Origin of the sequence: Hyphomonas sp. (assembly GCF_037969335.1) — a bacterium.
Classification (GTDB): domain Bacteria; phylum Pseudomonadota; class Alphaproteobacteria; order Caulobacterales; family Hyphomonadaceae; genus Hyphomonas.
In genome coordinates this window covers 1-12744 of sequence record NZ_JBBKXE010000191.1, presented here as the reverse complement: position 1 = coordinate 12744, position 12744 = coordinate 1, and the positions used below count along the sequence as shown (strand labels likewise).

The 12744-nt window shown below is 59.6% G+C and carries 15 protein-coding genes; 1 reads left to right on the top strand and 14 read right to left on the bottom strand.

The window, feature by feature from the left end; all coding sequences use genetic code 11:
- From AADA04_RS14325 to AADA04_RS14315, 3 genes are all read right to left on the bottom strand, one after another.
- On the bottom strand, positions 1 to 347 hold a 347-nt coding region (locus AADA04_RS14325; RefSeq protein WP_340693958.1), incomplete at its 3' end, for an AMP-binding protein.
- 98 nt (positions 348 to 445) lie between these two features.
- On the bottom strand, positions 446 to 1231 hold the full coding sequence (locus tag AADA04_RS14320) for an SDR family oxidoreductase (RefSeq protein ID WP_340693957.1): 786 nt from the start codon (positions 1229 to 1231) through the stop codon (positions 446 to 448).
- Positions 1232 to 1321: 90 nt separating this feature from the next.
- Positions 1322 to 2203 carry a type II CAAX endopeptidase family protein gene (locus tag AADA04_RS14315; RefSeq protein ID WP_340693956.1) on the bottom strand — a complete coding sequence of 294 codons (882 nt, stop codon included), beginning with the start codon at positions 2201 to 2203 and terminating at the stop codon, positions 1322 to 1324.
- A gap of 143 nt (positions 2204 to 2346) precedes the next feature.
- On the opposite strand from AADA04_RS14315, the gene AADA04_RS14310 reads away from it, so the two are divergent.
- A complete protein-coding gene (locus tag AADA04_RS14310) occupies positions 2347 to 3582 on the top strand; it encodes an acyl-CoA dehydrogenase family protein (RefSeq protein WP_340693955.1) in 1236 nt (411 codons plus the stop codon).
- A 96-nt stretch (positions 3583 to 3678) separates the two neighbouring features.
- Here the strand turns inward: AADA04_RS14310 and AADA04_RS14305 are convergent, their stop codons facing one another.
- From AADA04_RS14305 to groES, 11 genes are all read right to left on the bottom strand, one after another.
- Positions 3679 to 4407, bottom strand: a complete 729-nt coding sequence (locus AADA04_RS14305; protein WP_340693954.1) for a hypothetical protein — start codon at positions 4405 to 4407, stop codon at positions 3679 to 3681.
- Positions 4404 to 5195, bottom strand: a complete 792-nt coding sequence (locus AADA04_RS14300) for a hypothetical protein (RefSeq protein ID WP_340693953.1) — start codon at positions 5193 to 5195, stop codon at positions 4404 to 4406. Before AADA04_RS14300 ends, AADA04_RS14305 begins: the two co-directional genes overlap by 4 nt.
- Positions 5192 to 5983 carry a hypothetical protein gene (locus tag AADA04_RS14295; RefSeq protein WP_340693952.1) on the bottom strand — a complete coding sequence of 264 codons (792 nt, stop codon included), beginning with the start codon at positions 5981 to 5983 and terminating at the stop codon, positions 5192 to 5194. The genes AADA04_RS14300 and AADA04_RS14295 overlap by 4 nt, the downstream gene beginning before the upstream one ends.
- Positions 5980 to 6684: a hypothetical protein gene (locus AADA04_RS14290; protein WP_340693951.1), complete on the bottom strand. Its 705-nt coding sequence runs from the start codon at positions 6682 to 6684 to the stop codon at positions 5980 to 5982. The genes AADA04_RS14295 and AADA04_RS14290 overlap by 4 nt, the downstream gene beginning before the upstream one ends.
- Positions 6681 to 7448: a hypothetical protein gene (locus AADA04_RS14285; RefSeq protein ID WP_340693950.1), complete on the bottom strand. Its 768-nt coding sequence runs from the start codon at positions 7446 to 7448 to the stop codon at positions 6681 to 6683. Before AADA04_RS14285 ends, AADA04_RS14290 begins: the two co-directional genes overlap by 4 nt.
- Positions 7445 to 8218, bottom strand: coding sequence for a hypothetical protein (locus AADA04_RS14280; protein ID WP_340693949.1), 774 nt, complete (start codon positions 8216 to 8218; stop codon positions 7445 to 7447). Before AADA04_RS14280 ends, AADA04_RS14285 begins: the two co-directional genes overlap by 4 nt.
- Complete coding sequence (locus tag AADA04_RS14275; RefSeq protein WP_340693948.1) at positions 8215 to 8997, bottom strand: hypothetical protein; 783 nt, start codon at positions 8995 to 8997, stop codon at positions 8215 to 8217. Before AADA04_RS14275 ends, AADA04_RS14280 begins: the two co-directional genes overlap by 4 nt.
- Entirely contained in the window at positions 8994 to 9734 is a 741-nt protein-coding gene (locus tag AADA04_RS14270) for a DUF6090 family protein (RefSeq protein ID WP_340693947.1), read from the bottom strand. Before AADA04_RS14270 ends, AADA04_RS14275 begins: the two co-directional genes overlap by 4 nt.
- Positions 9731 to 10399 carry a hypothetical protein gene (locus AADA04_RS14265; RefSeq protein ID WP_340693946.1) on the bottom strand — a complete coding sequence of 223 codons (669 nt, stop codon included), beginning with the start codon at positions 10397 to 10399 and terminating at the stop codon, positions 9731 to 9733. Before AADA04_RS14265 ends, AADA04_RS14270 begins: the two co-directional genes overlap by 4 nt.
- 251 nt (positions 10400 to 10650) lie before the next feature.
- Entirely contained in the window at positions 10651 to 12291 is a 1641-nt protein-coding gene (groL, locus tag AADA04_RS14260) for a chaperonin GroEL (protein ID WP_340693945.1), read from the bottom strand.
- 58 nt (positions 12292 to 12349) lie between these two features.
- Positions 12350 to 12640, bottom strand: coding sequence for a co-chaperone GroES (groES, locus tag AADA04_RS14255; protein ID WP_340693944.1), 291 nt, complete (start codon positions 12638 to 12640; stop codon positions 12350 to 12352).
- Between the last annotated feature and the right edge of the window lie 104 nt (positions 12641 to 12744).

The window sequence follows — 12744 nt, the reverse complement described above, 5'->3', positions numbered from 1 at the left end:
ATGAATTCCACGTCGTAGAACACGACGGTGGAGTCCGAATTGTCGAAAATATACACCAGCTCATCGTCGAGATAGCGGTAATTGACATTCACATGCGTCAGCCGCGCCTTGAAACAGGCGGCCAGCGCTTCGGTATATTCCGGCTGGTTGCGCAGGTAGAAGCCGGCCTTGTCGCCAGTCTTGGCGCCCATTTCCCGCAGGTTCCGCGCCAGCCGGTTCGACCGCGCCGTCATTTCGGGCCATGAGATCACCCGGTCGCCATGGATCAGGGCCGGGGCATCGTCGCCCAGCACCTCGCCCAGCGCATCCAGCATATCCCCGAAATTCCAGTCAAAAGCCTTGGCCACGGTGTTTTTCTCCCTGATTATATTTTCTGCAAGTGTAAGGCCTTGCCGCGAGGGCAGCAAAGCCTGAAACGTAAATGGACGCTGCGTCTTCCGTCAGATCAGCGCGGCGCCATCCGGATCGCGCCGTCGAGGCGGATCGTCTGGCCGTTGAAATAGCCATTGGTCGCAAACTGCATGGCCAGCGAAGCAAACTCCTCCGGCTTGCCGAGGCGCTTGGGGAAGGGCACCGATGCAGCGAGGCTGTCGAGCACTTTCTGCGGCGCGCCCAGCATCAGCGGCGTGGCAAAGATGCCCGGCAGGATCGAGTTCACGCGGATGCCAAGGTCCATCAGGTCACGCGCCAGCGGCAGCACCAGCCCGTTCACACCGGCCTTGCACGACCCATAGACAACCTGTCCGATCTGCGCGTCCATCGCGGCAACCGAAGCCGTCAGCGTGATCACGCCGCGCTCGCCATCCTCGGTGATCGGTTCAGCATTCGCCATGCCCAGCGCCGAGATCGACGCGACACGATAGGAGGCGACCAGGATGCCCTGCGCGCCGAATTCATAATCCTCGGTCGGCAGTCGCTTGAAGGCATGCGTTTCCTTGTCGAAGCGCAGCGTCTTGCCGCCCTTGGCGGTCATGGCGCAATGCACGGTCACGCGTTCCTGCCCGTGGGCCGCACGAGCCTTTTCGAAGCCGTCGAGCACCGATTGCTCGTCCAGGATGTTGACCTTGCAGAACAGGCCGCCAATCGCCTTGGCAACGGCCTCGCCCTTGTCCTCATTGATGTCGAAAATGGCGACAGGGGCGCCCGCCTTGGCAAAGGCTTCGGCGGTGGCCTGCCCCAGGCCGGATGCGCCGCCGGTGACGACAAGCGGTGTGTTTTTGCTGATCTGCATGGGTTTCTCTCCTCGGGAATGTTCTTTTGCCCGATTTGTAGACCCGCCCTCGCGTCCTGAAAACGCCTGCCGCAGCGACAGGCCGTAACGTCAGGCAATCCCGTCCTTTCGGGCGCGCCAGTAGAAATAGGCCGCCAGCACGACACTCACGATTGGCAACAGGATGCCGAATTCGTCGATATAGAGATGCGTGCCGTCGCCCTCCACTGTCAGCGGCGTGAAGATACGCTGCAGGAACAGGTTGTGCGCCGCGTGCAGGATCACCGCTGGCCACAGGCTGTTCGCCCGGAATGCCAGGTAGGCATAGACAATGCCCATCGGTGCGATCGACAGCGTGAACAGCGCCATTTGCAGCACGAAATTTCCGGTGCCCGCATTATAGTCGGTGAACAGGATACCGGGCCAGTGCCATACCGCCCAGATCAGGCCTGACACCAGGCCGACAGCCCAGAACGGCATCACCTTGCGCATCTCCCAGATCAGAAAGCCGCGCCAGCCAATCTCCTCGCCCAGTGCCCGCGCAGCCGACGCCACCACGCCCAGCGTCCCCATCAGGATGACGCAGAACACGACCGCTGCCATGTTCGTATCGCCGCTCACGATCTGGCTGGAGAAATCCGCCAGCGTCTCCGCCTTCGGAAAGCCGCTGCCGCCTAGCCCCAGCATCCAGACCGGCACATACATCGCCAGCCCGTAGCCAATCGGAAGGGCCCAGGCCAGCCAGTTCCAGCGCCACTCGCCCCAGCGCCAGGGCAGGCTGGCAATCGGCCGCTTCAGTACGAGGCAGGTCAGGATCGCCGCAATCCCCGGACTCCACATGATGCCCGTCACCAGCAACAGGCTCATCGCCCCGCGCTGTGCCATCAGGGTGTCGAACACCGCGCTCAGCGCCAGCATGAAGCCCATGAAGATCGCGATCGCCTTCCATGCCGCGCCGCGTTCCCGCGCCGTCACGTCCATTGTATCCGTCATTCGCCCTGAACTCCCGCCACCATGCCTGCCGCAAACTCTGGTCCGGTTGCGGGCCCGCGTCCAGACCCTGCCCATGCGGCACCTATGGGCAAGCCTGCATTTCAGTCTTAGCTTCCCGTCTGGAAAACAGGGAGTAAACGACAATGGCCATCGATTTCACCATTCCGGATGACGCTAAAGAAGTCCGCGAGCGCGTGCGCCAATGGGTGCAGGACGAATGCATCCCCGCCGAGAAAGCCATGGATGCAGGCAAGCCGTACAAGACCGTGCTCGCCGAACTGCGCAAGAAGGCGCGGGCGCAAGGCCTCTGGCTGCCCTTCATTCCCGTCGAACATGGCGGCATGGGCCTTGGCCCCCTCGCCAATGCGCTGGTCCAGATGGAACTCGGCCAGAGCCATCTCGGCGCCCTCTCGATGAACTCGCAAGGCCCCGATGACGCGACCATGCTCACGCTGCTAGCCCACGGCACCGATTTCCAGAAAGAGAAATATCTCAAGCCACTGTTCAATGGCGAAAAGCGCATCTGCTATTCGATGACAGAGAAAGCCGCCGGCGCCGACGCCACCGGCATGCAGACAGCCGCCGTCAAGGACGGCAAGGGCAACTATGTCCTGAACGGCGAGAAATGGTTCTCCAGCGCCGCTTCAGCTGCGGACATAGCCGTCGTCATGGCCAAAACCAACCCGGACGCCCCGCGCCACCAGCAATACTCGACCTTCATCGTCGAGCTGCCAAACCCCGGCTACAAGATCCTCCGCGACATCCCCACTATGGCTGTCCATGGCGCCCATTATGAAGAAATGGGCGGCGGCCACGCGGAGGTGAAGATCGAGAACCTCATCGTGCCGGAAGAAAACCTGCTCGGCGGCGAAGGCGGCGGCTTCAGCATGGGCCAGCACCGGCTCGCCTATGGCCGCCTGCGCCACGGCATGCACAATGTCGCCATGGCCCAGCGTGCGCTTGATCTGGCAACGGAGCATGTCACCAAGCGCTCCACCTTCGGCAAGGGCCTTGAAGACCGTCAGGGCGTCCAGTTCATGCTCGCCGAATGCGCCAGCGAACTCTACATCGCCCGCCTCATGCTCATGCATATTGCCTACAAGGCCGAGAACGGCCTCGACCTGCGCCAGGAGAACGGCATCGCCAAGGTCTTCCTCGCCAACATGGTGCACAAGGTCGTCGACACGGCCATCCAGCTCCACGGCGCGCTCGGCTACAGCCTCGATACGCCGCTCGCCGCTTGGTACACGCACATCCGCTCCCAGCGTCTCGTCGACGGGCCGGACGAAGTGCACAAGTGGATCACCGGCAAGAACGTCATCCGCGCTTTCAAGAAGGATGGCACAACGGCCGCCGCGGCCGGCGGAGACCTGCTCTAGGCAAACTGGGGAGTCACGGCGCGTCCGGCGCCGTGGCTTCCATTGCCACGGTAAACCAGTCCTGCCCCCGGAAGGTGTTGGAGAGGCGGCGGAGGATCATTTTTCTATTTCTTCTTCCAGAGCCGATCTCACTTCGCGCACCTCGTCCAGCACGAGCGCGTCCAGGAACAGCATATTGGCATGCACTTTCAGGTCGATCTTCATGGCTGTGGCCACGTCTGCGTCGGCCCGCATGCCATCAAGGTCGATACGCACAACTGACACTTGCGGGTGCCTCAAGGATGCGTCCGACGCCTCGGTCAGATCGATCTCCAGATAGGGTTGGAGTGCTGGAAGCAGCGTCGAGGAATCTGTCGCGTTGCCGTCATAGGCGCGCGCCAGCAGTTCGATATGATCGTTCAGGCGCATCAGGGATGTGCGCAATGCGCGGCTTTCGATCAGTCCCATCTTGCCGGAGGAGATCAATTCCCGCAGCGCGGCCGATGAGCCAGGCGGTATCGGGTAGGAATCGATAGTCTCCGCCAGTTCCACAAGCAGGTCCTGATCCACGGGCTCCTCGCGGCTGAGATGGCGCAGCATGGTGCGCGTTGCCTCCACCGATCCGGAATAGCGTTCGACATGCTTTTCTAGCGTGGTTTCGATCAAGCCATGCTCAGCCTCTAGTTGCTCCAGGTACTGGGCCTGCTCCTGCTTCAGCGACCGCTCGCCGTTCCAGTTGTTGACCTGCAGGCCGAGGAACACGCCGAGCACGACGATCAGGGTCTCCACTGCAACGGTGAACCAGTCCTGCTTACGGAAGGCATTGGTGAGGCGGCGCAGGATCATGGGGCCTGGTCCGTGATTGTCTGGATTGGATCAAGTCCGTCATCGGCATATGTAGATAGACTCGCCGCATACGCGTCGAGCTTCTCTGCAACTTGGCCGACATATAACGTGTAGAAGTGCTGCGTGATCGCGACATTGGAAACGAGCGCAATGATTTCGGCATTTCCGCAAATGCCTTCTGGTGTCTGAATCCGGTATTGGTCCATGCCGCTCCAATCCATCAGCCCGGGTCGGGTGTCCAGATCTTGTTCGCTCGTCAGGCTAACGCCTGCTGCGCCATAGGCGGCTTGCTCGGCATCCTGTTTGATCCGGATATAGCGCTGCCACTGGCGATCCATGAAGGTCATCTGGTCGGCCATGTCGCGCACGCCGTCGCGTATCTCAGGCGACTTGATCAGGGAAAGCCGCCCCGTTTCCAGAGATTCATTGGCGGACGCCAGTGAAAACCGGGGCGGAGCAAAGTCACCGACACCCAGGATCAGGGCCTTCATCCCGTCATCCATGGCAAGACAATACGCGCTGTCGTCAAGACGCACGGCCAGACGTTTCGCATCTTTCAGGATGAGTGTATTCAGGGCGAGATAGTCAGCCATGTCGACGCGCGCCTTCTCGGCCTCAACGATCATCCGCGTCAGCAAGTCGGCTTCGTCTGTCCGCATGACGCGCGCCGCGTTCCAGTTATTGACCTGCAGGCCGAGGAACACGCCAAGCACGACGATCATCGTCTCGACAAAAACGGTGAACCAGTCCTGCTTGCGGAAGGCATCGGTGAGGCGGCGGAGGATCATTCAGCCGGCGCCCGTTTTGCGCCGGTTGAGGCGCTCTCCAGCACACCGATAGCTTGTTGGAGCGAATACATGGAGCCAGTGAGGTCGCCCCGCGCGGATGAAATATTGGAAAAATGCAGCCGGAGATCTGGCAGGAGCTCCGGATCGCTCAACAGAGCCTCAGCTGCTGTCGCCCACTCCTCGTCTGGAACATCAAGGTTACAGTCGGCCCGAAATCCAGTGACATTTCCAATCTCATCTCTTTTGTCGCCGCAACTTTCTCGGATGGCACGTTGAATCTCGTGAGGAATGGTTCGGCGAACACGCTGGCGATAGGACGATGCCAGAGCGTTTTGGGCCGCGTTGTTTGCGGTGATATCTGTAAAGTACGAACCCCAACCGTCCTCAACAAAACCTGGCGGCAGCAAGCCAATGTCGCCAGAGGACACGATCTCGTCCCATGTTGAGCGCGTGGGTTGGTGGTTTGCGTATTCGGTGGCGCGGTAGGCATTGACGACCAGTTCCCGAGGATCCGGTGAACTGCTGGCCAGCAGGGCAGCCGTTCGTTCGGCGCTGTCATTGACCGCTTCATAGTAAGCAAGCAGGTTGCTCCGGTCCCGGATATCCGTTTGAATATCAATGGCAAGCCGCTGAGAATAGGCGCTGCCACGTCGCATGTCCGCCTGACCTTCATTCCAGTTACCAAGCTGGATACCGAGGAAAACACCGAGCACCACAATCAGCGTCTCAACCGCGACGGTGAACCAGTCCTGCTTGCGAAAGGCGTTGGTCAGGCGGCGTAGGATCATTTGCGGACTTTCTCGATCTCGGCGAGCACGGCTTCACCACGGTCGATCTGTTCCTCGATGCCGTAACTGAGGCCTAGCTTGCCATACATGATCGTCTGGAATTGCTGGCGCGTGCCCGGCATCAGGTCCCAGTCATAGTCGTCCAGACGGTTCCCCAAAGCCGGATCAAAGTCGGGGTTCACATGGATCGCATCGTGAAATCCATCATGCGGCGCAGACACGCGCTGCAGAATCAGGCGCGCCAATTCGCGTTGGTGGTCGGCATTCTCGTGATAGCGGATCAGCGCCGTGCGAAGGTCTGGAGACGACAACTCGGATAGCCCGCCTGCCGTCATCAACTCGGTCAGCGTGACCGGCTCTGACGGGCCGGGTTCAAATCCGCCCGCGCGGCCCAGGGTCTGCAGGAATGCCGCCTTGTCTTCGGGCTCCTTGCCATCCCGGATCACTCTCAGGACATCCCGCGTTGCCGTCAGCAAGACTTCGGCGTCGACCTGCGCTGTCTTTGCCGCCTCAACCGTCGAGGTGAATTCCCGGGCAAGCTGTTCGAGAACGATGGCTTCCTTTGACCTGTCCCGTGCCCCGTCATTCCAGTTGTTCACCTGCAGACCGATGAACACGCCGAATACGACGATCAGCGTCTCGATCACGACGGTAAACCAGTCCTGCTTGCGGAGGGCGTCTGTGAGGCGGCGCAGGATCATGGTTTGATCCCCAGGTCGGCATCAATCGCCGCTTCGGCGGCCCGGGTAACGGGCAAGGCCTCGGGATACTGCTTCAGCGCGAAATTGTTCTGCCCGATCCAGAAGCGCAATTGTTCAGCCAGGCCCGGCGCGGTCCGGATGTGCTCGAGCATCAACGCCGCATCAAACTTTTCCAGGTCGTCTGTGCACCCCTTGTCCAGGACTTCCCGGGTGCCGCCCATGAGGTGATGGCATTTCTGCCACATGGCGCGGCTCGCATCTGGCGAGAAATAGCCGCGCACGGTTTCGCGATAGGCGGGCGGTGCCAGATTCACGAGGTCCCATCCGATGAGATAATCGTAATATTGTCGCGTCGCTCTGTGGGTTTCCGGCGCTCGTGGAAGGCCCAGCCGCTCCATTTCGTCATAGATCGACATGTTTATCCCGGTGCCCCAGACGTTCGATGCCAGAAAGAAGTCGGCGAGCAGGCTGGCGCAGTCCTCCGTGCAGGGCTCGTCCTGCTCCAGGAAGGACAGCGCCCGCTGTCCGGACGCCACGACCGTGTTCGCATAGGTTTCCTGATACTCAAGGAAGCTGGTGGCTTCCGCAATTTCATCTTTCAGCTGATACAGATATTCGCGCTCGGTCACATCAAGCGCGCGCGCGGTGTTCCAGTTGTTCACCTGCAGGCCGAGAAACACGCCGAGCACGACGATCAGGGTTTCGACCACGACGGTGAACCAGTCCTGCTTGCGAAAGGCGTCAGTCATGCGGCGCAGGATCATTGTTGCTGTTCCTCAAGATGGGAGTCGAGCGCCTTCACGCGGCCGATGACACGCCGCGACAGCAGGACCTTGTTGTCCAGGTCTGAGATACGGCGAACAAGTGGCCCGCGAATGTCAGCGTCGATGAGTGCCGAGACTGATTGCGATATCTCATTCGGGTCCAGATCTATGTCACAATCATCGGGAAGGGAGATGAGCGGTTCACCCGCCGAATTGATGATGGAGACTTCGGCGCATCCGTCGCGAATCGCCACTTGCGCCGGATAGGACAATTTCTCTCGAACGATCTCGCGATAGGGAACGGACTGCGCCACAACGGCGAGCGGCGCTTCGATGCCGCGATAGAAATTGGCGAGCAGTTTTCGCACCGATACATCGGTGATCGCGTTCACCGCGCCGACGGAGAGGATTTCATCATACGTGTCGCGACCGAATGTCCGCGGCAGGATCTGGCTTGCCTGGTAAACATCGATGAGAAAATCCTCGCCCAGCGTTTCTGGCGGCTGGTCGAGTGCCGCGAGCGCCGCCAGCCCGTGATCCCGGGTTTGCGTGAAATAGAGTGCGCGCTGTTCGAGGTCTTCCTGATTGGCGGCGAGGTCCTCGCGAATCCGCTCGATATAGACCCGTGCAGTCTGGGCCTGAACCCGCGCCTCGTTCCAGGTGTTGACCTGCAGGCCGATGAAGACGCCGAACACAACGATCAGCGTCTCCACCGCAACGGTGAACCAGTCCTGCTTGCGGAAGGCATCCGAGATGCGGCGGAGGATCATGGTTGTCTTCCGGCGATGGCGCGCAGGTTGCCGAATGTTTCCATATTTACCTTTTCAAGGTCGGTAATCGCGGTCTCAAGGTCGGAAAAGCGGATCTGAAGGGCTTCAGTGAGCCCCTCGTCTGCGCGTAGAAGATTGGCAGCAGCGGCGATCTCGTCCGGAGCAAGATCGAGCGTACACGAATAGGCCAGCGAGCCGACGATGGCTTCATAGTCGCCGATTGGAGAGAAGCGGTCGCCGCATTTTTCAAGCGCGACATGCTGAACATCTGCAGACACCTTGCGTCGGAAAATCTCCCGGATCGGTGCCTCGCGCCCCTCCTCGGCAATCACATCGAGCAGCGTGGTCGAGAAAATGGAAATGGCCGTTGTCCTGAGCTTGTCGTCGTAGATCAGGCCAATGTCGCCAGTCGAAATCAGCTCGTCATAGGTCGCGCGCCCGCGGTCGCTGTATTTGTATTGCGTCGCGCGATAGGCATTGACGAGGAATTGCTCATCCGAGAGCGGCACAGCTCCGGAAAGGGAATCGAGCGCAGCCTTCGCTCCGGCGCGAACATCCTTGTTGTAGGCAATCAGATATTCATACGCCCAAGCTTCATAGCGCAGATCCTGCGTGAGGCGGGTGCTGAATACGGCCGCACGCTGGCGTGTTTGCCGGTTGTCGTTCCAGTTCGACATCTGAAGACCGATGAACACACCCGTCACCACGATGACAAAGTCGAGCGTGACCGCGAACCAGTTCTGGTTCTTCATGTGCTGGGAGAGGCGGCGGAGGATCATCGGCGCCTTTCCAGTTCAAGTGTTACTTTGTCGTGCGTGCTCCGTGTTTGCGTGATCACAGCCGAGTAGTCGCTGTGAAGCGTATCCATAAACCAAAAATGCAAGGCCGCGTTACGGCGAAGCTTATCAGTTACAGCCCGGAGTTCGCCGGCCACAACTGGCTCGGGTTTTTCCGGGAAAAGATGGCGGGTCGATTGTTCGTACCGCATCCAGTCAAAGCTTGTCACGAGTTCGACCTCAGACATGAGGACCCAGTCCGTGTTGACGAGCAGGTCTTCGTTTTGAATTTCATATTCCGAATGCAGTTGGATAAGCGCTTCGATGAGGGCAGGGTTTTCCAGAAGTTGGAGATTTCCAGTAGCGGACAAATCGTCAAATGTTGCGTGGGTGGTTTTGAAATCCATCAGTTGGGCCCCAACCGTAAAATATTGCCCCGCTGCTTCCACCAGTTGTCGATCACCAATTTGGGGATCGTTTAATGCGCTGGTGAATCCTTCAATCGCCACCAGCTTCTCGACGCTGTCCTTCTCGCGCTGCGACAGATAGGCGATAGTTTCACTGAGATCGGATTGCAGCCGCTCCAGATAGTAGACGCGAAGGCTGTTGTCATTGCGCGCGGCGTTCCAGTTCGAGACCTGAATACCAATGAAAACGCCGACCACGACGATCAGGAAGTCGAGTCCGATCGCGGTCCATTCCTGTTTGCGGAAATGAGAGATGACACGGCGCAGGATCATCGCGGCGCCTCCGGATCTGAAGGTGCGGCTTCAGCCGGCAGGCCTATGGGGGGCAGTTTCAGCTTGTCGAGATATTCGGCGAGGAAGTTCTCATCGAGCCCTTCGACAATCGGGCCGGCCACTTCCATCATCGGCGTGCCTTCCCAGCCGGGCGCCTGCAGCGACCACCAGTGCTTGGCAAAGCGGCTGCCGAAATAGTAGGGGGCCGCGTTGAGCACGTGCTGACGTGCATCTGCCCGGCTGGCCAGTCCAGCCGCCTCCATCTGGAAGCGATGGTCCCATTGCAGCATCAGCGCGACAAAAATGCCGTCCATTGTCCGCATCTCCGGGTCCGTCAGGTCCTCCGGATGGCGGATGGACTTGATCCATATCTCCGAAATTTCCGGCTTGGCGATATTGAACTCGATCTCGGCGAGGACATCATTCTTCTTCTGCTCCATCGCGGCACGCGACAGGGCCGCGTTCTGGCGCACTTCCACGATCAGGATGATCAGACCCAGCAGCACGCCGATATTCGCGCCCAGCGCCAGCCACTGGTTCAGCCGTTCCGTGCGGCTGCGGGCAGGGGCCGCCTCAACCAGTGTAGCCACGATCTCCGGTTCAGGCATCGCCTCACCGCCAGCGCCGGGCGACCGCAACCGCGCCAGGAATCTTGGCAATTTCATGCGGACCGCGCCTCACATACAGAGACGCCACGCGAATTGAATTGAAATCGTCCCACGCTTGTCCCCCCACGAAACATGTAGTGGGGGAGTTATGGAACGATTTTTTCCAATTGTCTCGCCCCCATGTCCCGGAGCGCTCGAACTGGTGCCGAAACCGCAATGGCATCAGCGCATCGCAACATGTTGGCAATGAAAAACGGCCCCCCGTTTCCGGAGGGCCGTCTGTTCGTTTGGTTGGCTTGGCGCCTGGACTAGAAGCCCATGCCGCCCATGCCGCCCATGTCAGGCATGCCACCGCCGCCGCTGGACTCTTTCTTCGGAGCTTCGGCAATTGCGGCTTCTGTCGTGATCAACAGGGCTGCAACCGAGGATGCGTTCTGCAGGGCAGAACGAACCACTTTCACAGGGTCGATAACGCCCATGGCAACCAGGTCGCCATATTCTTCGGTCTGGGCGTTGAAGCCGTACGAGCGCGACTTGTTCGACAGGATGTTGTTGACAACAACCGAGCCTTCCACGCCAGCGTTCTCGACGATCTGGCGAAGCGGAGCTTCCAGCGCCTTGCGGACGATGTCGATGCCGGCTTTTTCGTCGTCATTGAGACCAACAACGTCGATGTTCTTGGAAGCCCGCAGCAGGGCCACGCCGCCACCAGGAACAATGCCTTCTTCAACAGCTGCGCGCGTTGCGTTCAGCGCGTCGTCGACACGGTCTTTCTTCTCTTTCACTTCGACTTCGGTCGCACCGCCAACCTTGATCACGGCAACACCGCCAGCGAGTTTCGCCAGGCGTTCCTGCAGTTTCTCACGGTCATAGTCCGACGTCGTGTCTTCGATCTGGGCACGGATCTGCGAGACGCGTGCTTCGATGTCTTTCTTCTTGCCACCACCATCAACGATGGTCGTGTTGTCTTTCGTGATCGACACGCGCTTGGCTTTGCCGAGCATGTCCATCGTGACGTTTTCCAGCTTGATGCCGAGGTCTTCGGAGATGACCTGGCCGCCTGTCAGGACAGCGATGTCCTGCAGCATGGCCTTGCGGCGGTCACCGAAGCCCGGTGCTTTCACGGCAGCGATCTTGAGGCCGCCGCGCAGCTTGTTCACGACCAGCGTGGCAAGGGCTTCACCATCAACGTCTTCAGCGATGATCAGGAGCGGCTTCTGGCTCTGGACCACGGCTTCGAGGATCGGAAGCATTGGCTGGAGCGAAGACAGTTTCGATTCGTGCAGCAGGATGAGGACATCTTCCTGCTCGGTGATCATCTTGTCAGCATTGGTGATGAAGTAAGGCGACAGGTAACCGCGGTCGAACTGCATGCCTACAACGACATCAAGTTCGGTTTCCAGCGACTTGGCTTCTTCAACCGTGATGACGCCTTCATTGCCGACTTTCGCCATGGCTTCAGCGATCATCGCGCCGACTTCAGTGTCACCATTTGCCGAGATCGTGCCGACTTGGGCGATCTCTTCGTTGGTTTTCACTTTCTTGGCGTGGTGGGCGAGGTCCTTGACGACTTCAGCGGAGGCTTTCTCGATGCCGCGCTTCAGGTCCATAGGGTTCATGCCCGCGGCGACGCGCTTCATGCCTTCGCGAACGATGGCCTGTGCGAGAACCGTGGCAGTCGTCGTGCCGTCACCGGCGACGTCGTTTGCCTTGGAGGCCACTTCGCGCAACATTTGTGCGCCCATGTTCTCCAGCTTGTCTTCAAGTTCGATTTCTTTTGCGACGGTGACACCGTCCTTCGTGGAGCGCGGTGCGCCGAACGACTTCTCGATCACCACGTTACGGCCTTTAGGGCCGAGCGTGACTTTCACTGCGTTAGCGAGCGTGTCGACGCCCTTGAGCATCTTCTCGCGGGCTTCGGAGCCGAAAACAACGTGTTTGGCAGCCATAGTGAGTTACCTCTTTGAATAGTTTGAAAATTCAGGAAATTGCGACGGGGTTGGGAGACTAGCTCGCCAGGACGCCCATGATGTCGCTCTCTTTCATGATGAGCAGCTCTTCGCCATCGACGGTGACTTCCGTGCCGGACCATTTGCCGAACAGGACGCGGTCTTTCGCTTTCACGTCGAGCGGAATGCGCTTGCCGGCGTCATCAAGCAGGCCTGCGCCCACGGCGACAACAACGCCTTCTTGTGGTTTTTCCTTGGCTGTATCGGGAATGATGATCCCGCCCTTGGACTTTTCTTCTTCCTTGACGCGGCGCACGACGACGCGGTCGTGGAGGGGACGAAGTTTCATGATTGAGCCTCTCGCTTTTCTACGTAGGGTCTGGGGTTGAATGGGTCGCGCTGGCAGCGGGGGAGGGGAGGACTTTGGCACTCACCTGCCCAGACTGCTAACGT

What these genes read in the sequence shown, in the direction of transcription:
- AADA04_RS14265 (WP_340693946.1), bottom strand. Translation starts at nt 10,399, where the DNA reads ATGAAATTGCCAAGATTCCTGGCGCGGTTGCGGTCGCCCGGCGCTGGC.
- AADA04_RS14300 (WP_340693953.1), bottom strand. Translation starts at nt 5,195, where the DNA reads ATGATCCTCCGCCGCCTCACCGATGCCTTCCGCAAGCAGGACTGGTTC.
- groES (WP_340693944.1), bottom strand. Translation starts at nt 12,640, where the DNA reads ATGAAACTTCGTCCCCTCCACGACCGCGTCGTCGTGCGCCGCGTCAAG.
- AADA04_RS14270 (WP_340693947.1), bottom strand. Translation starts at nt 9,734, where the DNA reads ATGATCCTGCGCCGTGTCATCTCTCATTTCCGCAAACAGGAATGGACC.
- AADA04_RS14275 (WP_340693948.1), bottom strand. Translation starts at nt 8,997, where the DNA reads ATGATCCTCCGCCGCCTCTCCCAGCACATGAAGAACCAGAACTGGTTC.
- AADA04_RS14295 (WP_340693952.1), bottom strand. Translation starts at nt 5,983, where the DNA reads ATGATCCTACGCCGCCTGACCAACGCCTTTCGCAAGCAGGACTGGTTC.
- AADA04_RS14290 (WP_340693951.1), bottom strand. Translation starts at nt 6,684, where the DNA reads ATGATCCTGCGCCGCCTCACAGACGCCCTCCGCAAGCAGGACTGGTTT.
- groL (WP_340693945.1), bottom strand. Translation starts at nt 12,291, where the DNA reads ATGGCTGCCAAACACGTTGTTTTCGGCTCCGAAGCCCGCGAGAAGATG.
- AADA04_RS14315 (WP_340693956.1), bottom strand. Translation starts at nt 2,203, where the DNA reads ATGACGGATACAATGGACGTGACGGCGCGGGAACGCGGCGCGGCATGG.
- AADA04_RS14310 (WP_340693955.1), top strand. Translation starts at nt 2,347, where the DNA reads ATGGCCATCGATTTCACCATTCCGGATGACGCTAAAGAAGTCCGCGAG.
- AADA04_RS14280 (WP_340693949.1), bottom strand. Translation starts at nt 8,218, where the DNA reads ATGATCCTCCGCCGCATCTCGGATGCCTTCCGCAAGCAGGACTGGTTC.
- AADA04_RS14305 (WP_340693954.1), bottom strand. Translation starts at nt 4,407, where the DNA reads ATGATCCTGCGCCGCCTCACCAATGCCTTCCGTAAGCAGGACTGGTTC.
- AADA04_RS14285 (WP_340693950.1), bottom strand. Translation starts at nt 7,448, where the DNA reads ATGATCCTGCGCCGCATGACTGACGCCTTTCGCAAGCAGGACTGGTTC.
- AADA04_RS14320 (WP_340693957.1), bottom strand. Translation starts at nt 1,231, where the DNA reads ATGCAGATCAGCAAAAACACACCGCTTGTCGTCACCGGCGGCGCATCC.